This is a genomic window from Afifella sp. H1R (assembly GCF_021462425.1).
In the GTDB taxonomy this organism is placed as follows: domain Bacteria; phylum Pseudomonadota; class Alphaproteobacteria; order Rhizobiales; family Afifellaceae; genus Afifella; species Afifella aestuarii.
On record NZ_JAKEDY010000001.1, the window covers coordinates 320,171 to 338,996 of the forward strand.

At 62.9% G+C, this 18,826-nt stretch carries 12 protein-coding genes; 2 read left to right on the forward strand and 10 right to left on the reverse strand.

The window, feature by feature from the left end; genetic code table 11:
- Positions 1-30 precede the first annotated feature (30 nt).
- Positions 31-3,876: a PAS domain S-box protein gene (locus L0F51_RS01505; protein ID WP_234629297.1), complete on the forward strand. Its 3,846-nt coding sequence runs from the start codon at positions 31-33 to the stop codon at positions 3,874-3,876.
- A gap of 403 nt (positions 3,877-4,279) precedes the next feature.
- Here L0F51_RS01505 and L0F51_RS01510 read toward each other — a convergent pair whose 3' ends face one another.
- From L0F51_RS01510 to L0F51_RS01555, 10 genes are all read right to left on the reverse strand, one after another.
- Positions 4,280-5,152, reverse strand: coding sequence for an alpha/beta hydrolase (locus tag L0F51_RS01510; RefSeq protein WP_234627640.1), 873 nt, complete (start codon positions 5,150-5,152; stop codon positions 4,280-4,282).
- The gene (locus L0F51_RS01515; protein ID WP_234627641.1) at positions 5,149-5,916 is read right to left on the reverse strand and encodes a 2,3-dihydro-2,3-dihydroxybenzoate dehydrogenase; all 768 of its coding nucleotides are present in this window, start codon (positions 5,914-5,916) and stop codon (positions 5,149-5,151) included. Before L0F51_RS01515 ends, L0F51_RS01510 begins: the two co-directional genes overlap by 4 nt.
- Positions 5,913-9,839 carry a non-ribosomal peptide synthetase gene (locus tag L0F51_RS01520; protein WP_234627642.1) on the reverse strand — a complete coding sequence of 1,309 codons (3,927 nt, stop codon included), beginning with the start codon at positions 9,837-9,839 and terminating at the stop codon, positions 5,913-5,915. The genes L0F51_RS01515 and L0F51_RS01520 overlap by 4 nt, the downstream gene beginning before the upstream one ends.
- Positions 9,836-10,093 (reverse strand): phosphopantetheine-binding protein, encoded by a 258-nt coding sequence (locus L0F51_RS01525; protein ID WP_234627643.1) that lies wholly within the window; start codon positions 10,091-10,093, stop codon positions 9,836-9,838. Before L0F51_RS01525 ends, L0F51_RS01520 begins: the two co-directional genes overlap by 4 nt.
- Positions 10,090-10,746: an isochorismatase family protein gene (locus L0F51_RS01530; RefSeq protein WP_234627644.1), complete on the reverse strand. Its 657-nt coding sequence runs from the start codon at positions 10,744-10,746 to the stop codon at positions 10,090-10,092. Before L0F51_RS01530 ends, L0F51_RS01525 begins: the two co-directional genes overlap by 4 nt.
- The gene (locus L0F51_RS01535) at positions 10,743-12,377 is read right to left on the reverse strand and encodes a (2,3-dihydroxybenzoyl)adenylate synthase (protein ID WP_234627645.1); all 1,635 of its coding nucleotides are present in this window, start codon (positions 12,375-12,377) and stop codon (positions 10,743-10,745) included. The genes L0F51_RS01530 and L0F51_RS01535 overlap by 4 nt, the downstream gene beginning before the upstream one ends.
- Positions 12,377-13,588 carry an isochorismate synthase MenF gene (locus tag L0F51_RS01540; RefSeq protein ID WP_234627646.1) on the reverse strand — a complete coding sequence of 404 codons (1,212 nt, stop codon included), beginning with the start codon at positions 13,586-13,588 and terminating at the stop codon, positions 12,377-12,379. Before L0F51_RS01540 ends, L0F51_RS01535 begins: the two co-directional genes overlap by 1 nt.
- A 69-nt stretch (positions 13,589-13,657) precedes the next feature.
- On the reverse strand, positions 13,658-14,758 hold the full coding sequence (locus tag L0F51_RS01545; protein WP_234627647.1) for an ABC transporter substrate-binding protein: 1,101 nt from the start codon (positions 14,756-14,758) through the stop codon (positions 13,658-13,660).
- On the reverse strand, positions 14,755-15,411 hold the full coding sequence (locus tag L0F51_RS01550; protein WP_234627648.1) for an O-methyltransferase: 657 nt from the start codon (positions 15,409-15,411) through the stop codon (positions 14,755-14,757). The genes L0F51_RS01545 and L0F51_RS01550 overlap by 4 nt, the downstream gene beginning before the upstream one ends.
- Positions 15,412-15,472: 61 nt before the next feature.
- Complete coding sequence (locus tag L0F51_RS01555) at positions 15,473-17,629, reverse strand: TonB-dependent siderophore receptor (protein WP_234627649.1); 2,157 nt, start codon at positions 17,627-17,629, stop codon at positions 15,473-15,475.
- A 192-nt stretch (positions 17,630-17,821) separates the two neighbouring features.
- On the opposite strand from L0F51_RS01555, the gene L0F51_RS01560 reads away from it, so the two are divergent.
- Positions 17,822-18,826 (forward strand): AraC family transcriptional regulator, encoded by a 1,005-nt coding sequence (locus tag L0F51_RS01560; RefSeq protein WP_234627650.1) that lies wholly within the window; start codon positions 17,822-17,824, stop codon positions 18,824-18,826.

Sequence of the window (18,826 nt, forward strand, 5' to 3'; positions counted from 1 at the left end):
CGCAAGCTAGGCATGCTTTATCTGCGACTCATGTCTCGAACCGACATTTACCGCGCGGCTGTCGCGGCCGTCCTTTATGCGCTTTTCGGTTGGCTCGGCCTGCGTTTGGCCGTGCCCCCAGGCTATGCGACGTTGATCTGGCCGGCATCGGGAATCGCGGTTTCTGCGCTTCTGTTTTATGGTCACCGGCTATGGCCCGGCGTGTTTCTGGGGGCATTCGCGGTAAATGCCGTAATTGGAAACGCTTTCGGTGTGCAGGGGCCCGACTGGTCGGCGCTGGGTGTTGCTGTTTGCATCGCCACCGGGTCGACGGTGCAATCGCTCCTCGCTGTCCAACTTCTTCGGCGGCGCTTCGGGATGCCCTTCGCCTTGGAGGGGATGCGAGACTTCATTCCGTTTACCCTGCGCGCGGCCCTTTTGCCGTGTCTCATTGGTGCGAGCGTCGGCGTAGCAAGCCTTATGGGGGCCGGTATCACCGGCGGATCGGCTGCCCTTTCCAATTGGATCACATGGTGGATCGGGGACGTTGCGGGAATCCTGCTCGTCCTACCCTTGGCCATGATCAGCCCTTTGCGCCCGTGGAGCGCCCGATACCGCGGACGCCCGCTCGCCCGGGTCAGCAGGCTGGGCCTCGTGGCGCTGCTGGTTCCCCTCGGATTAACGTTCTACGCATGGAAGTTCACCAACGAAGCGGCGTTCGAACAGGGGCTGACCTCGTTCAAGGCTCTGGCGGGAGACAGCGAACAGGCACTGCTGCACCGGCTGGACGCCTACAAGCAGGCGCTGGACGCCGGAGCGGGTCTTTTCAGCGGCTCCAGCTACGTTTCGAAGACGGAATGGAGGGCTTTCGTCAGCGAGTTCGGTCTCGAGGCCAATCTGCCCGGGATCAACGGCGTTGGGTTCATCGAGCCGGTCATGCCTGACGAGCTGCAGGCGTTTTTGATCGAGCACACGACACCCGGCGAAACCAATCTGACGATCAAGCCCGAGCCTTCCACGGATCGCGAGATGTTCGTGATCACGTTCATCGAGCCTCTTGCGACGAACGCGAAGGCGTTCGGGCTTGATATCGCGTTTGAGCAGAACCGTCGTACCGCGGCCGTCCATGCGCGCGATACCGGGCGTGCGACGATCACGGGTCGAATCTTCCTCGTGCAAGACGAAACGAAAAGCGCCGGCTTCTTGTTGCTTCGGCCGCTTTATGAGGCCTCCGCTCCTCTTGAGACCATGGAGCAGCGGCGAGATGCGTTCGTTGGCTGGGTTTACGCGCCTTTCATCGCGCCGCGCTTTATGGATCGCCTGACGGCAAGCCAGGGCACGCGGTTGAACCTCAGTGTCTATGATGGCGGCACCGCCGATCCTGACCAGTTGATCTATACAAGCTCTGAAGGCAACGCACACAATCCTGCGTTCCAGGTCAGCAAAGTGCTGTCCGTGATGGAAAAGACATGGACCGTCGTCTGGGAGAGCACACCCGCCTTTGAAGCGACAGCGGCGTCGAAAGAGCCGACGATCGTTCTGGCGGCGGGACTGGCCCTGTCCCTCCTCTTCGGCGTGCTCTTGATGTCTTACGCGCGTCGCGAGGAGGCGATCCAGGAGACGGTCGAATTGAAGACGCGGGAGATTGCCGCGCGCGAGCAGCAGAACCGTTCGATCGTCGATACGGCTCTTGCCGGCGTGATCGTGCTGGACGAGGACGGCATCATTCGTTCCGTCAATCCGGCAACGGAGCTGATCTTCGGCTATCGGGCGGACGAATTGGACGGGCAGACGATCGCGACTCTGTTTCCTGGGTCGAAAGAGGGCGCGGCAAGTGCGCAGAAGCAAGGAGAAGTCAGCCGGCTGGTCGAAACGCGGAACCGCAACGGCGACGAACTTTTCCTGACGCTGCAAAAGAACGAGTGGCGCACAGAGGCAGGCGACCTGCGCCATACGCTCATCATCAGCGATGTGACCTTGCAGCAAAAGGTGGCGCGCGAACTGGCGATCAGTGAGCAGCGCCTGCAACAGGCGATCGAGGCGGCGGCCATCGGTGTCTTCGATATCGATCTCAAAACTGGTCGCTCCGTGGTCTCGGGTCGATGGCGGGCGATGCTTGGCTTCGGCGAGCACGAAGATATCGACCCGCAGGAGGAATGGAGACAGCGAGTACATCCCGACGATCGCGCCGCGGTGGAAGAGGCCGACGCGGCATGTATCGAGGGCCGGGCTGCCCGCTCGCTGACGGAGTACCGTATTCGGCACAGAGACGGCCATTGGATCTGGTTGCGCTCGGAAGCGGTCGGCATCGAACGCGACAAGACCGGTCGAGCGATGCGCATGATCGGCACGCAAACGGACATTACGCACCTTAAAGAGACGGAGCTCGCGCTGCGCGAGAGTGAGGAGCGGTTCCGCCTGGCTCTCGAGAATGCACCTGTCGGCATGGCGCTGATCAGCGACGACGGGCAATGGATGCAGGTCAACGAGACGCTGTGCGCGCTTCTAGGGTACAAGCCGGAGGAATTCGAAGAGCTTGATTTCGCCAGTGTGATCCATCCCGACGACAGGTCAGAGCCCGGAAAGCTTCGTGACCTGCTCGATGGCGTTGCGGCCACCCAGCAGGTGGAAAGGCGCTTCGTCGCCAAGAGCGGACGCTCGATCTGGTGTCTCTTCGGCTTGTCGCGTGTCGAGGATCACCAGACCCGGAGTGGCTACTTCGTCGCTCAGTTCCAGGATATCGATGCCCGTAAGGAGGCGGAGCGGGCGAAGAGCGAATTCATCGCGACCGTCAGTCACGAACTTCGCACGCCTCTGACCTCCATTCGCGGCTCTTTGGGGCTGGTGCTGGGCTCGTCGGAGGTGCAGCTCGGGCCAAAGATCTCACATCTTCTCGCCATCGCGCTGAAGAACTGCGAGCGTCTCGTCGAACTCGTCAACGACATCCTCGATCTGGAGAAGATCACGTCGGGTGCGATGCAGTTCGATCGGCGCGTGGAAGATTTGAACGACCTCGTCAAGCAATCCGTCGAAGCGAACCAGGCGTATTTTGAGAAATTTGACGTAGCGCCTGTCATGCAATCGGATGGCGCTTATGCCGTCGAGGTCGATGCGAGGAGGTTGCAGCAGGTTTTCTCTAATCTCCTGTCGAATGCCGCAAAGTTCTCCCCGTCCGGGGGAACTGTGGAGGTTTCCATCGCCAAGAGCGGCGAGACGGTGCGCATCTCCGTCACCGATGAAGGCGCGGGCGTGCCTCCGGAATTTGAGAGCAAGATCTTCAACCGTTTCAGCCAGGCGGATTCCTCCGCCACCAGGCAGCAGGGGGGGACCGGCCTTGGCCTGCATATCTCGCGGCAGATCATCGAGCAGATGAACGGCTCGATCTCCTATCGCAACAGGCCGGATGCCGGTGCGGAATTCACGGTCGCTCTGCCATTGTCGACAAGCGCGCCGGAAAAGGTGAAGGGTCAGACGCCTGCCGGATCGGACGACGCGGCAAAAATCGACGCATCGCAAGGATCTCCACACCTTCCGCGTGCCCTGCATGTCGAGGATGATGCCGATTTTTTCGCGATCCTTTCCGCTCTTTTGAAGGAGCGCCTGGAGCTCTCGCGTGCGCCCACCGTCGCCGAGGCGCGCCGGCAACTGGCGGCGCAGCACTTCGACCTCCTCATTGTCGAGGAGACCCTGCCGGATGGATCTGGGTTGGACTTGCTCGACGAGATCGCGAGCCAGCGTCCCGATCTGCCGGTTGTGGTGGTCAGTTCTCGCGACATGCCGGAGATGGACGAACGCTCTGTCCGCGTCGTCGTCAAATCGCGGCTCAAGGAAGAGGAACTGGCACAGATCGTCCGTGAAGCCGCAAATGGCCATGGAAAAGGACCTGCTGCTCCTTAGTGAGCATGTGCCGGGCGAACCTGACTAGGAGCCGCCGAGGGGCGGCGATGGTCTGTTCTTCCCAGAAACGAGAGCGCGTCATCTCGAGATCCTTACCGATCGGCCAGCGCAAACTTCAACTTGGATCAAGCCGCGGGAGCGACGGCTCCGCGTAGTCTTCCCAGGCTGCCTTGGGCGACGGAGCGCTCGCGCACCAAGGCGATCCCGATACGCATTGTGGTGGGTCGGGAGAGCACGGGCAGTATCTGCACGTCGGCGGACGGCGAAATCCACAGCCATGTCCCCGTCTACGCCCAGCCGCATATCCATCGGATCTGACGTCTGCTGGAGCTGGTCCCGGACCGCAATCGCCGTGGCTTGAGCTTTTTTCTGTCCAGCCCCTTCATCGTGCTTTTAAGGTTGGTCAGTCTCGCTGCTTTGTGAAAATGAAACGCAGCGCTCGGGCGAGGCTCGCTGCCAGGACGCTTGCATGGTCCTCGTCGGGATAGGTCTCGAAGAGGGCTGAAAAGGTCGCGGCTGATTTCGTTAGGCGATCGCCGAGTTCGCGAAAATTGCTCACCATGCGTCGCTCGTGACGGATCGAGGTATAATGCGGCGATGCGAGCGTCGTGCGCTGCCACGGGGCGAGTTCCTCTTCCCATTCTCCAATCGCAGCGTAAAGGGAGCCCGCCGCCCCGATCGGGGGAAGTGCCTCCATCAGATGTGCGCGGTTCCACCAGATCGATGGGCTGATGGCGATGGAGCCGAAATAGCGTCCGGGGTCGTGGGTCAATCTGTCGAGCACGAAGAAGCCGGCAAGAGAATGCCCGAAAAGCACCGATTTCGCAGGATCGACCGGAACCTCGCCGGCGACATAGGAGGCGACGGTCGTTTGAAGGAATGCCGCAAAGAGAGATGCCCCACCAAATTTCGCCTCGTGCAGGCGTAGGAAGGGATCATTGGCTGGAGGGCCCTCGGTGAGATCGAAGTAGCGGGAGAGATCACGCTCCCCCTCGGGAAAGCCGATCCCAGCCACGACAAGAGGCGGAACGCCGGTGGCCGCTGGCCGGCGCGAAAGCCGCCGAACCGTCTCGGTCACGAGCAGGAAGTCCGTATCGGCGTCAAGCAGGAAGACGACTGGATAACCAGTCGGTGGCGCCGGTGCGTTGGGCCGATAGAGAAAGATATTGTAGGCCCGGCCTTCCTCGGAGATGAGGCGGCCACCGGTGCAACCGTCTGCCCGAACCACGGTGGGGGGAACTTGCGGCGGAGCCCAGGCGTGTTGTTCCCGTTTCATGTCGTCAGCGTTGCGCCGCCGTCGACATAGAGATTGGCAAGCGCGATATGGCCTGCCTCTTCGGAAAGAAGGAAGAGGACCGCATGTGCAATGTCCTCAGGCGTCGCGAGCTTCTGCAGGGGGATGCCTGTCCGATAGCTATCGAGTGCGCCGGCGATGACTCTCTCCTCGCTGTTGCCATCGGCCCAAAGGCTTGTTTGCATGGGGGTTCGCGTAGAGCCCGGCGCAACGACGTTGCAGCGGATGCCGAAGGGCGCGAGTTCCAGCCCGAGGCATCGTGTGAACATGGTCGCCGCTGCTTTCGATGCGGCATACGCCGCCATGTTCTGGCGCGGTATGCCGGCGGCGTTGGAGCTTACGGTCACGATCGTGCCAGACCTTTGCGGCTTCATGATCCGTGCGAGCGCGCGGCCGAGGTGGAAGACGCCGGACGTGTTGACAGCAAAGATGCGCGCCCATTCCTGGTCGCTCGTTTCGGCGACTGGCGCGAAGCCCAGAACACCCGCGACGCTCACGCCGAAATCGATCCCGTCACAGGTCTCTGCGACCTCGTTCACCAGAGCGTCGACGGCATCGCTCTGCGTGACATCAAGCTGTCTGGCACAAAGGCCTTCGGATGCGTTTTCAACAACCAGGGCGACGTCGACATCGGTGGCGATGACATGCGCGCCGCTCGCAATCAGCAGGCGAGTGATTGCAAGGCCGATCCCTCCGGCAGCACCGGTGACAAGGGCGGTCCGCCCGGCGATCCCGTTCAGGTTCATGGTCGGTTTTCCTTTGCCGGCGCGAAGATATCGAGCCATTGGCTCATGACGGGCACGATCTCGGTGAGCGCCTCTGCTCCCGTCATGTGCGCATGGATAGCCGCTACGTCATGGACGGTGACGTTCAGGGCGTAGGGCCGCCATGTCTGGGGATCTAGCGAGCGCTGGCCCGGCGTTTGCGTGGCGCGGAAATGCAAAATCGGTCCGCGGAAGAGCTCGTGGCGGTGTTCATGCACCAAGCGGTTATTGAGACCGACCGCCCGCACCATGCCGTCGAGGGCCTCGGCGGGAAGCTGCCCGAGCGGGCTACCGCTTTCCGTGAGAAAGGCCGTCACCGCCTCGCGCGTCAGCGGCAGATCGGGAAGTGCATCCGGGTCATGGCCCCCGATGGCGAGAAGCGCCTTCAGCTCCGCACCCGGCACGGGGTCGGGTTCGTCGCGCCAGCAATCGGCGGGATAGGAATCGAGCATGACGACGAAATCGACAGACATGCCCATTGCCTGGAGGCGAACCGCCACCGTTTGCGCGAGGATGCCTCCGACCGACCAGCCGCCGAGTGCGACCGGACACCCGCCCGTCAGAAAAGCGATGTGTTCGGCGTAACGCTGCGCCATAGCCTCGAGCGAACGCGGTGCGGGCATGTCGGGGGAGAGCGCCTCCGCCTGGATCCCCCAGACCTGATGGCACGGTGCAAGTGCGCGGGCGAGGCTGCCATAACACCATGAGATTCCGCCGGCCGGGTGGATGAGAAAGACGAACGGACAGTCTTCCGCTGCGTCGGACAGCTTTAAAAGCGGCTGGAGGCCGCCATGATCCTCGTCGCCTGCGTCGAGAGCGGCGGCAAGACGTGCCACTGTTGGATGCTCGAAGAGTGTTCCGAGACCGGGGTCGCGGCCAGCTGTCTCACGGAGATGCAGCATGAGCTCGACCGCGAGGAGCGAATGGCCGCCAAGGTCAAAGAAATTGTCATGTGCGGATACTTCACTCTCAAGGCTGAGAACACGCCTGAAAAGCATGGCAACGAGCCGTTCCGTTTCCGTCTCTGGCGGGCGCCCGCGCCCGCCTTTACGTGGCGGGGCCGGGAGCGCCTTGCGATCGAGCTTGCCGGCCGTGGAAAGAGGCAACTCCTTTACGATGAGGATCGCGGAAGGCAGCATATAATCGGGCACCTGCTCCCGGAGAAAATCGGACAGCTGCTCAGGCTTCACCTCGTCGCGGAGGGTGGCATAAGCGACGATGCGCGGATCGTTCCATTCGTCCTCGCGCAGAACGACGACAGCGTGCAGAACGGCCGGATGGGCAGCAAGAGCCGTCTCGATCTCACCGAGCTCGATGCGCAGGCCGCGCAGCTTCACCTGATGGTCGCTGCGGCCGAGATAGACGATCGCACCGTCTTCGCGAAGTCGCGCCAAGTCGCCGGTCACATACATGCGCTCGCCCGGATGGAATGGATCGGGAATGAAGCGTTCGTTCGTCAAATCCGGTCGACCGAGATATTCCCGGGCAAGCTGACGTCCGGCGATGTGGAGATGTCCTTCAACGCCCGGCGGGAGTGGGCGAAGATGGCGATCGAGCACATAGAGGCGCGTGTTCCAGACGGGCCTGCCGATGGGGACCGGGGCGGAACTGTCGTTTGCGACTGCCGGCCAATAACTGACGTCGACGGCGGCTTCTGTCGGTCCGTACAGGTTGTGGAGTTCCGCAACGATGTGCTGGTGAAAGCAGTCGCGGAGATCGGCGGTGAGTTCCTCGCCACTGACGAAGACGCGGCGCAGTTTGAGGCCGGAAGATCTCGGCTCGGCAAGGAACGACATGAGCATCGACGGCACGAAGTGCATGGTGGTCACGCCGTTGGATCGCACGAGGTTGATAAGTGCGACTGGATCCTTGTGGGTTTCCGGCGGAGCAACGGCCAACGTCCCTCCGTTGAGGATGGACAGGAAGAACTCCCAGACTGAGACGTCGAAGGTCATGGGTGTCTTCTGAAGAACGACGTCGTCTGCTGCCATGCCGTAAGCGTCGGCCATCCATTCGAGGCGGTTGATGATCGCCGCGTGCTCCACGACGACGCCCTTCGGTTCTCCGGTCGAGCCGGAGGTGTAGATGACATACGCCATGTCGCTGGGCGCGACTTCGGGCAGTGGGCGGCCGGCTCGCCGTCTCGGCCAGGAGGAGGGCGTCAGGGTCGTCACATGCTCGAGATCGTTTCTCCCATCTGCCAAGAGGGCGACCGGATGGGAGGATGCCATGATCTTTTCCAGTCGCGCACGGGGCTGTGTGACGTCGAGCGGGAGATAGGCAGCGCCTGCGCGCAGGATCGCGAAAAGAGCGATGACGAGCTCGATCGACCGTGGCAAGGCGACCGCGACGAGGCGATCGCGTCCCGCCCCGGCGTCGATCAGCCGTTCTGCTAGAGCTCCGCTGCTCTCGTCCAGTTCCCGATAGGTGAGGGAGGTCGCGCCGAAGCGCAGCGCCTCCTTGTCGGCAAAGCGGGTAAAAGCCGTCTCGATCGCTTCCGTCAGTGTTCCGGTCGCGACTGGGTGAGCGGTATCGTTGAGAGTCGAGACAAGCCATTCGTGCTCCGACGGCAGGACAGTCGCCACCTCCTTCAATCTCTGGCCGAGGCGCGACGCGCGGAGACCTTCGCGGATGAAGTTGGTAAGGCGTGCCGCGTGCGTCTCGCATTCGCCGGGTCCATAAAGGTTCGGGTTCGTGTCGATCTGGAGTGCGAGACGGCTTCTCGGATCGCCGCGGAACGAAATGGTGATGTCGTCCACCGGCCCTGTTCCAAGTGGGGTGAGCTCAGTCTTTACTCCCTGGAGCCGCGGGGCGGCGTCGAAGGGCAGAATGTTGACGAGAGGACCGTAGAGCCGATGCTGTGTTCCCGAGAGGCCGAGATCGCGTCGGATCCATTCCTGGCGGTAGCGGCCATGCCGTCGTGCCTGCACCATGCGAATGGTTGCGTCCTGCAGCCATTCGACGAGAGGGACGTCCTCTTGGACAGGCAGGCGGAGAGGCAGGATATTCATGAGCATCGTCGGCACGCGAGCGGCGGGTGAACCGAAGCGCCCCATAAAAGCGAGACCAAGGAGGGCTTCGTCGCCGTTCGTATGGCGCGCATAATATGCGCCCGAAAATGCCGTCAGAACGTCCGGCCAGGACAGACGATGCGTCTGCTCGATCGCGATGAGATCTGCGCAGACAGCCTCGTCCAGAAGGATCTGGGCGTGGTCGTAGCGTCTCGCCGTTCGTGCTACGCCGGATTTCATACCCGTGACGCTGTCCAGCTCCGCAAGCGTTTCTTTCCAGAAGCTGCTGTCGGCGTCACGCTGGGGTGAACCGCGATAAACACGTTCCGCATCAAGAGCGCGGCCGAGAGAGGAGAGCGGCCGGCCCTCGGGAATGCCGGAGACGGCGCTGTTGTAGAGCTCCGCGACGCGCGCTGTCGCAAGCTGGGTGGCAAAGCCGTCGGTGACGATGTGGTGCAGGCGCTGGTACCAAAGGAAGCGCTTGGTACCGAGCTTGTACAGACGTTGGCAGACCGGCGCGTCACGCGCGAGATCGAGCGGGCGATCCATGTCTGCGGCGATGCCGGTATGCGCGGCACGGCGCGGCTCAGCATCGTTCGAACAGTCGACGATCTCAAGATAGAGATCGTTCCCCTTCAGGACTTGGCGCTCGTGGTCGAGAACGCGCACTCTGAGTGCATCGGCTTCCTCGCCGAGGCCGGTGATGGCTCGATCGAAGGCGGCCACGTCCAATGGCCCGTCTATCTCCACGATCTGGCCGGTATTGAAGATCGGGTTTTCAGGATCGAGCGCTTGAGCGAACCAGAGCGCGCTGGCGGCCTCCGTCAAAGACACGATCTGGGAGGAGCCGAGGATCTCCTCTGGATCCTCGGAACGGGCGATCGACCGATTCATGCCGCGGCCTCCCTTCGTGGATGAAGATGGCGTTCGGCGATTGCCCACCATCCCGAAAGCGTCACCTCTTCGGCGAGTTCGGAGAAATCGAGCACCAGGCCGCGCTCCTGCCAGAGGAGGACGAGGTGCATCGCGCGCATGGAATCGAGCCCGAGATCCATGAGGTCGTCGTCGTCGCCCACTTCGTTGGGTTGCGTATGAATGGCGGCTGCGATGTCGGCGCGCATCGTCTCGCGGGTTAAACAGCCGCTCATGCTGCCACCCTTTGCGTGAGTGTGCCTTCGAGGCTCTGCACCGTTGCGATCATCCCGCAGGTGCTGGCGATATAGTCGAGTGCCTGCATGTGATGGGGGCGGGAGAAATCGGCGACGCCGTCGGCCACGAAGAACGGCTGGATGTCGCGCTGGAAGGCCTCGGCGGCCGTCAGCAGGCAGCCGATATGGGCATAGACGCCGCAGATGATGAGTTGGTCACGCCCGCGGGCCCTCATTAGAGCTTCCAGCGTCGAGCGTTGGAAGGCGCTGTAGCGGTGCTTGTGAAGCACGATTTCGCTCGCACCCGGGGCGATTGCATCGAGAATCGCTTCGTGTTCGGAGCTCCGATCCATCCCAGGCCCCCAGAGGTCCGCCTGCAGACCGCGGTCGCGGCGATCCTGGTCTCCCTGCTGGGCCGTATAGAAGACGGGAAGGCCAGCATGACGACAGATCGTGCGAAGGCGCGCGATGTTGTCTATGAACGGTTTGAACGGCGCCGCGCGATAGTCGAAGGGACGTAAGAAGTACGCCTGCATGTCGTGGATGAGAAGGGCGGCGCGCCTCGCGTCGACGTTCCAGCCAAGCCTTGAGCCTGGCAGCTCGTCTCGTCCTGGCAGCTCGTAGGGTGCGATTGTCGGCAATCCCATCGTCATGATCCCTCTTGCGATGTTTGCAGGTACTGATCGCGGAGCCGTCGTCTCAGCTCCGCGCGGCTCACCTTGCCGACCGCCGTGGTGTGGAAATCGTCCAACAGCACGATCTGGTCCGGGACCTTGAAATCGGCGAGACCTCGCTGGCGCACGAAGGTCTTGAGCTCGATCATGCGCGGCGGCTCACCTTCGGGAATGACGAAGGCACAGCTGCGCTCGCCGAGATACGGATCGGGCAAGGAGACGACGGCGGCGTCGAAGACATGGGGGTGGGCGAGAAGGTGATCCTCGATCTCCTCAGCGGAGACCTTTTCGCCTGCCCGGTTGATGTGGTCGACGGCGCGGCCTTCGACGATGAGATAGCCATCGGAGGTTTGTCGGACGACGTCTCCAGTGCGATAGAAACCGTCCGCTGTGAAAGAGATGCGGTTTGCCTCCGGTTCGTTGTGGTAGCTGCGGATCGTATAAGGTCCCCGCGTCAGAAGGTGGCCCGCGCTGCCTTCCGGTACGGGCTCGCCCGACTCGTCCACGATGCGAATTTCGTCATCGGCGGAGATTGGTCGCCCCTGCGTTGTCACCACGAGTTCTTCCGGATCGTCGAGGCGCGTGTAGTTGACGAGCCCTTCGGCCATGCCGAAAACCTGTTGCAGCCTGCAGCCGAGGGTCGGTCCAAGCCGACGTGCCACCTCCGGTATCAGCTTGGCACCGCCCACCTGAACGATTTGGAGGCTCGAGAGATCGCGGTCGCTCGATCGAGCCGCGCGCATCCAGTTGAGCGCGAGCGGAGGCACGAGGCCAGTGATGGTGACACGCTCTTCTTCAATGAGCCGAAACGCCGTTTCCGGTGCTGGTGAGGGCGCCATCACCACGAGGCTTCCGGCATAGAGTGCGCCGAACGTCCCCGGCGAGCTCATGGGGAAGTTGTGGGCCGCTGGTAGGGCGCAGAGATAGACGCTTTCCGGCGTAAGACCGCAGATTTCAGCGCTGGCGCGAAAACTGTAGATATAGTCGTCGTGAGTGCGTGGAATGAGCTTCGACAAGCCCGTGCTTCCTCCTGAGATTTGAAGGAAAGCGACGTCGGAGGGGCTCGCGGTGTGGGCCGGATGCGGCGGCCCTGGCGTATCGTCGAGAGAGACGAATTCCTGGCTATCGCCCAGGATCAAGATCCGGCGAAGCTCTGTTGCGGCGGCGACGTTGCGGGCGAGTTCCCGGTAGTCGAACTTCGCGAAACGGTCGATCGTGAGATAGCCCGCGGCCTCCGACTTCCGGACGAAGTGCACGATCTCTGCTTCCCGGTGCGCTGGCAGGGCGAAGACAGGAACGATGCCGGCGCGGAAGAGGCCGAACACGACGGACAGGAAGGAGGGCACGTTGGGAAGCTGCACGACGATGCGCTCGCCTGGCCGGAAGCCGAGCGCATGCACGCTCGCTGCAATGGCTTGCGTGCGTGCCAAAAGTTCAGCGTAGGTCCAACGTATTTGGACGCCGTCGTGACTGCCGACAACAGCCGGGCGATCGCGGTGGAGGTTCGCTTTCTCGGCGAGAAAGCCTGACATCGTTTCGCCGCGCCAGTAGCCCTTATGGCGATAGCGATCGATCAGTTCGTCTGGCCAGACCTGACGGAGGGGGAGCATCAGCCGCCCCTTCGCTCGAAAGCTTCGCTCTCAAGCCCAAAGGCGTGGAGCATAGCGGAGAATTTTGCGGCGGTTTCGGCAATTTCTCCTTCGGCGGTCGAGCCCGGGACGATGCCGGCACCTGCGTAGAGGCGGGCTTCTTCTCCCAGGATCTCCGCGCAACGGATGGAAACGAACCAGCGGCCGTCTCCGGAGGCGTCGCACCAGCCGACCGCGCCGGCGTAGAAGCCGCGGTCGTAGGGTTCAAGAGAGCCGATCGCGGCGTGGGCCGCTTGCCGCGGCAGGCCGCAGACTGCTGGCGTCGGATGAAGCAGTGCGGCGAGCTCCGCACAGCTCGTCGCCGGGTCGCGCAGGCGGCCAACGAGGCGTGTGCCGAGATGCCAGAGACTTGCCGTGGCGCGCAAGGTTGTACCGTCTGGTGCCGAGAGCTCAGTGCAATAGGGCGACAGCACGTCCATGATGGCTTGCACGACGAGGGCATGCTCGTGTTGATCCTTGGCGGAGGCCAGGAGATGTTCGCCGGCCGCACGGTCTTCTGCCGGATCTTGTGACCTGCGCGCAGAACCTGCGAGCGGATGCGAGACGACGCGATGTCCACGCTTGTCGAGCAGAAGTTCTGGTGTTGCGCCGATGAGGAGGCGCTTGCCGTCTTTGTCGGGAAGAGCCGTTATGAAGACGGAGGCACTCGCATCGCTTGCCAGCCTGCGCAGCAATTCGCCGACCGAGAAGGATCGGGCACCGCGGACCTTAAGGCAGCGGGACAGAACAAGCTTGTGAAGGCCTGACGAGGTGTCTTCCAGTGCCCGGATGGCGGCGTTCACCGCCTCGCCGAACGCACCTGCCGTCGGTTCCGGAGTGACGGAGATAACGGGAACGCGCATGACGGGTGCCGAGGCTGTTGCCAGACCTGGAATGCCTTCAATCTCGTGATCTCCCTGGACACGCAGCATGCGGGCCGGCTGGACGAGATGAGCCGAATGAGTCGGGTTGAAAGGAATTGCGCCGACGAGGATGCCCGGTCCGTCTCCGTGCTCCGCGAAATGGCGATCCACGCGCGCTGAAAAGCCATCGAGGGGACCGGCGGCCAGCTCGTGTTTGGTGCCGTATGCGAGCATGGTCTCATCCGCCATTTTGAGGATGAAGCTCGGCTGTTTTTCCGCCGCGGACTCGCTCGCCGGAACGATGTTCGCCAGAGCCGCAATCATGTCCATCAAGACCTCCTCTTCAATGACGCTCGTTCGTCCCGCCGCGGGCGCGACACGCGCAAAGCTTCGGTATTCTCAGTCTGTCCAGTAGTGGCCCTCGAGATTGATCGCGCTCATCTGGTTGAGGGCGTCCCGGCTGGCTTCCACGTCGAGATCGGAGAAGATCTCCGGATGGATCCAGCGTGCCATCAGCTCGAGCGCGAGGATGTCGAGAACGGGGTCGAACAGCTGTTTGGCCATGCCGTGGACGCGTCCGTTGCGCACGGCAGGAAGCTCGGCGAAGCCGGGTCGTGCGAGGAGGCGCCGCATCGCATCCTCCGTCCTGTCCTCGGAGATGCCGCTGCCGATGACGAGACCACCGCGGCTCGCCATATAGGCGCCCCCCGTGGCGATATAGACATCGGGCTCGGAGACCACGACATGCTCAAGCGAGATCTGGCCGAAGGGCCGCTCGCCCAGCACGTCTCCGATGTTTTTTGCGTGGAGAAGCGTGATGAAACGGCCGAGATTGCCTTTGCCGGGCGAGTTGCAGCAGGGCTCCTGGTAAGAGGCGTGGGTCTCGATATAGACCGTCGACGCGCTCAGTCCGTCGCTTTCGGCGATCCGGTCGCGGATCACATCCATGTGCTGGGTGCGGAAGTCGGTGATGGCGTTGGCCGCCTGCTCGCGGCCGATTGCGCGGCCGACGATTAAGAGGCTCCGGTCCGTATTGGCGAGCGGGTCCGTCAGGAAGTCGACGAAGGCCACCGGAATGCCGGCCGCGCGAAGCTGTTCGACCTGGCGCTGCGAAGCCCTGGAGAATAGCGAGAGGAGAACGAGGTCGGGCCTTGCCGCAATCATCGGCTCGACCGCCATGTCCTCGTTGTTGCCGCTGACCTTGGGCAGGGTGGCGATCTTCGGAAAGCGCGCCTTGAGCTGCGTGTATTGCGCTTGTCCGAGACGATTGACGTCATGCGGCCAGCCGGCGAGACGCGCGACCGGGTCAGGGGTCAAAAAGGAAAGCGCGATGATCATACGCGCATCGTCGACGACGACGTGGTGCGCTGGCCTTTCCAGCGTGACCTTGCGTCCCTTGATATCGGTGAAGACGATCTCGGCATGTGCGGGAGCCGGGAGGGCGACAAGAGCGAGGAGAGCGAAGCCGAAGGTTCGCAAGAGTGTCGGGGGAAGGCTCATGCGCGCCGCCGGACGAAGGTGGTGCCGTCGCCGAACGGAATGAGCGACATGTCGACCCGGGCATCGTCCCGGATCTTCAGGTTGAGACGGCGCAGCGCCACGGTGTCGGTAGCGTTGTCCTTCGGATCGGCGACGGAGCGTCCCCAGAACATGTTGTCGAAGACGATAAGTCCGCCCGGCCGCACAAGACGCAGGCAGAGCTCGTAGTAGGTGTCGTAATTCTCCTTATCGGCATCGATAGTGGCGAAATCGAAGGAGGCCTCGCCGCCCTCCGCGAGAAGGAGCTTGAGGGTCTCCGTCGCATCCCCAAGCTTCAAGGTGATGCGTTCGGCGAGCCCGGCCTCCTCCCAATATCGACGGGCTATGGCAGTCCACGCTGGGCTGTTGTCGCAAGCGACGAGCTCGCCGTCTTCGGGCAGGACGGCCGCCACGCTGAGCGCGCTGTAGCCGGTAAAGGTTCCGACCTCCAGGACGCGCCTTGCGCTGATCGTCCTGGCAAGCAGTGCTAGAAGCTGGCCGGCCGCTGGGGTGGTCGCCATATGGCCGTTCGGCAGGGCGAGTGTTTCTGCGCGAAGCCGCTTCTGGATCTCGGTCTGACGCGTGCCGACCTCGACGACATAGGCGCGGATCTGGTCCTGAGTGATATGCTGCATCTGCGTCTCTGTTGGCCGTGAGGAGGAGAGAACGGAGAGGCCTCGCCCTCCGTCCGCCGGTTCACCAGGTGTATTTGAGCCGCGCATAGGCCGTGCGCCGGGTCCCGTAGAAACAGGAGATGGAGCTGCTGCACGAGGAGACGTATTCCTCGTCGAGAAGGTTCGTGACGCTGAGGCTGAGCGACACGTCGTAAGGCGTGCGTGCGGACAAATCGTAGTCGGCCGCGACGTCGACCAGCGTCACCGGGTCGACGGTGAAGCTGTTGTCGTCGGCACCGTAGGTCTCGCCCTGGTAGCGGACACCGGCCCCGAGACCGAGGCCTTCCAGAGCGCCCTTCTGGAAGGTGTAATGTGCCCAGGCGGAAGCAGTGTGTTCGGGGACGAGGGCAGGGGTGTTGCCGACCTCGGCCGCGACGGCACTCTCGGTGATTTCCGCGTCGATATATGTGTAGGCGCCGGTCAGATCCCAGCCGTTGTCGAGGCTGAGTTTCGCTTCCAGCTCCACGCCTTTGGAATGCACCTCGCCGGTCTGCAGATAGTAACCCGGATTGGCTCTATCGCTGGAGACGGCGTTCTCCTGGCGCAGGTCGTAGACGGAGGCCATGAGGAAGCTGTCGAAGCCTTCCGGCTGGTACTTGATGCCGGCCTCGTACTGCTCGCCCTCGACCGGGTCCAGGACCCTTGCAGTGCCGCCGCTGATGCCAAGCCCTGAAGGCGGTTCGAAGGATGTCGAGTAGCTCGCAAAGGGCGCCAATCCGCTGTCGAAGAGGTAGGTCGCTCCGACGCGCCCCGTAAAAGCGGTGTTCTGCTGATAGCTGGAGGAAACACTGCCGTTTGCGATGGTCGTCGTGTCGGTGTCGATCGAATAATCGTCGTAGCGGCCGCCGAGAGCGATGTTCAGCCGACCGATCTCGATCAGATCCTGCAGATAGTATCCGAGCTGCTCGGTCTCCTGGTCGGTGTCGGTGGCATAGGCCGGGACCGCGATGCCGATGCCGTATTCCGGATTGAGATAATCGATCGTCGGTGCTGCGCCCGTGCCCATCAGCCGGTTCGCGCTGACATACTGGTAATCGACGCCGCCGAGCAGGCTGTTCTGGAACGGGCCGACGTCGAAATCGGCGGCAAGCTGGTTGTCGATGGCGAAAGTGTCGACGTCTTCGTCCAGATGTGCTGCGAGTCGGGTGATCGTGGTGTCGGCGATGCTGCGCCCGGTCAGGCCGAGATGTTCGCTGTCGATATGGGTGTAGCGAAGGTTCTGGCGAAAGGTGAAGACATTGCCGAGCTCCTGGCTGAACTCGTATCCGGCGCGCGCCACCCTGCGCTCGTAGGAATCGAAATCGGGATCCCCGACGTCGAAGTCGTATGGGATAGAGGCATAGCCGTTGTTTCGCACAGCCGTGCCGAGGGACGGCAGGTAGCTCGGATAGGCGCTCTTCGGATCCTGCGTGTAATTGAAGAGAAGCGTCAGATCCGTGCCGGGCGTCGGGCGGAAGGTCAGAGACGGCGAGACGGAGACGCGCTCTGATTCAACGTCGTCCCAGCGGCTCTCGTTGTAGCGGCCGGAGGCGACGAAGCGATAGAGCAGGCTGCCGTCGTCGGTGATCGGCCCGCCGAGATCGATCCCGGCCTTGCCATACCAGTCCGATCCCGCAGTCAGCGCCACCTCGTGGATCGGCTCCTCCGTCGGCTTCTTCGAAACGAGATTGACGAAGCCGCCGGGAGACATCTGCCCGTAAAGCACCGAAGCAGGACCCTTGAGCACCTCGATCCGCTCAAGATCGTAGACATCGACGGTCGGCTGCGAGAACGAAATGCCGCGCAGGAGCCGGAGCCCGTCGAGATACTGGACGAAGTTCTGATAGGCGCCGAAACCGCGCACCGGCACGATGTCGTAGCGGTCGTTGGGCCGCAGATCCGCCTGCACGCCGGCCGTGTAGCGCAGCGCTTCATTGATGGTCTGCGCACCCTTCTGCTCGAATTCCTCGCGATTGACGACGGAGATCGCCTGCGGCGTCTCGATCAGGAGCTTGTCCGTCTTCGTCGCCGTTTCGGCCCGGGTCGGGACGAAGTGCGTGTCCGTCTCGACCGTCCCTCCCTCGACGACAATCTCTTGCAGCGGGATGGCATCCTGCGCCAGCGCAGCATTGGCCGCCATCAGGCCGATCGTGCCCGCCGTCGCCATGAGAAGATGTCGAAATCCTGCCCCAGGAACCATTCCATACTCCAACAATCTGCCGCCTCCCCATGGCGGGATCCCCCTGATGATCGACTAAAATATGATTGTGACGATCATGATTTATTCTATAACCGGGGAGGTCTTCCGCAGCCACGGGCGAGCCTTTTGCGGGAGCACCAAAATCTTTTGCCTCACCGCAAAGAGTGGGGCGGCAGCTCCGGAGCCAGACGCGTGGACGGCCTGACAGCGCAGGAATTTGATCGCTTCGCGCAGAACGGAAGGCGGGGCTTTCGGCTACACACCCCGGACGTGCGGGGCCGCGACGTGGTGGTGCGCGGCGAGTTCATGAACATCGAACTGCGGCGGGGCCTGCATGTGCATCATTCGGATGTGGTCAACCAGCGGGATTTGGAGACGGAAGTGGAGCTGCCGGCGCATTTGAGCATCAAGCTCCTTCTGCGGGGCTCCACCTACGCCGCCGTGGGGCGCCACGTCCTGCCGATGCCGGAGGGGGAGGGCGGCTCGCAGCCGGTCGCGATCGCGCTGGCGCAGACGGAACCGGCGATCTTTCGCCGGCAGGGGCGCCAGGGGCAGCGGCTGCACCGCCTCAATATCGCGATCACGCCGGAATGGTTTGAATCGAGCGATTTCTTTGCGCAGTGCAACGCCCGCGAGGTTGAGGATTTCTGCAACCGCCACCTGGCATTCGCCGCCTGGACCCCCGGCCGTGCGATCCTTTCGCGGGCCGAGGAGATCGCAGCCTCCAGGGGGTTCCAGCCGTGGCTGCGCCGGCTGCATATCGAAAGCTCGGTGCTCGGCATCATCGCGGCGACCTTCGATTTTCTGGCGGGGGGAGGCGGCGAGGAGGAGGCGGCTTCCTTGAGCCGGACGGAACGCATGCGTCTGGCCCGAGCGGAGGAGATCCTGCGCGGCAGTGTCGGCTCCCTGCCGACTGTCGATGCCCTGGCGAGTGCGGCCGGCGTTAGCGAGAACACGCTTCAGCGCCTCTTCCACACGACTTATGGGACGACGGTCTTCAACTATGTGCGCTCGATGCGGCTCGACCAGGCGCGCCGCGCCCTGGAAGAAGACGGCATCAGCATCGACGAGGCGGCCTATCTCGCCGGCTATACGAGTGCGGCGAATTTCTCTACGGCCTTCAAGAGGCAGTACGGGATGTCGCCCGGCTGTTGCCGATGCCGCCTGGGCCGCAGCGTTGTGGCGCGCCGCCGATGA

Excerpts from the sequence above, each read along its gene's own strand:
- L0F51_RS01505 (WP_234629297.1), top strand. The coding sequence starts at position 31 with ATGTCTCGAACCGACATTTACCGCGCGGCTGTCGCGGCCGTCCTTTAT.
- L0F51_RS01510 (WP_234627640.1), bottom strand. The coding sequence starts at position 5,152 with ATGAAACGGGAACAACACGCCTGGGCTCCGCCGCAAGTTCCCCCCACC.
- L0F51_RS01515 (WP_234627641.1), bottom strand. The coding sequence starts at position 5,916 with ATGAACCTGAACGGGATCGCCGGGCGGACCGCCCTTGTCACCGGTGCT.
- L0F51_RS01520 (WP_234627642.1), bottom strand. The coding sequence starts at position 9,839 with ATGAATCGGTCGATCGCCCGTTCCGAGGATCCAGAGGAGATCCTCGGC.
- L0F51_RS01525 (WP_234627643.1), bottom strand. The coding sequence starts at position 10,093 with ATGAGCGGCTGTTTAACCCGCGAGACGATGCGCGCCGACATCGCAGCC.
- L0F51_RS01530 (WP_234627644.1), bottom strand. The coding sequence starts at position 10,746 with ATGACGATGGGATTGCCGACAATCGCACCCTACGAGCTGCCAGGACGA.
- L0F51_RS01535 (WP_234627645.1), bottom strand. The coding sequence starts at position 12,377 with ATGCTCCCCCTCCGTCAGGTCTGGCCAGACGAACTGATCGATCGCTAT.
- L0F51_RS01540 (WP_234627646.1), bottom strand. The coding sequence starts at position 13,588 with ATGGACATGATTGCGGCTCTGGCGAACATCGTTCCGGCGAGCGAGTCC.
- L0F51_RS01545 (WP_234627647.1), bottom strand. The coding sequence starts at position 14,758 with ATGAGCCTTCCCCCGACACTCTTGCGAACCTTCGGCTTCGCTCTCCTC.
- L0F51_RS01550 (WP_234627648.1), bottom strand. The coding sequence starts at position 15,411 with ATGCAGCATATCACTCAGGACCAGATCCGCGCCTATGTCGTCGAGGTC.
- L0F51_RS01555 (WP_234627649.1), bottom strand. The coding sequence starts at position 17,629 with ATGGTTCCTGGGGCAGGATTTCGACATCTTCTCATGGCGACGGCGGGC.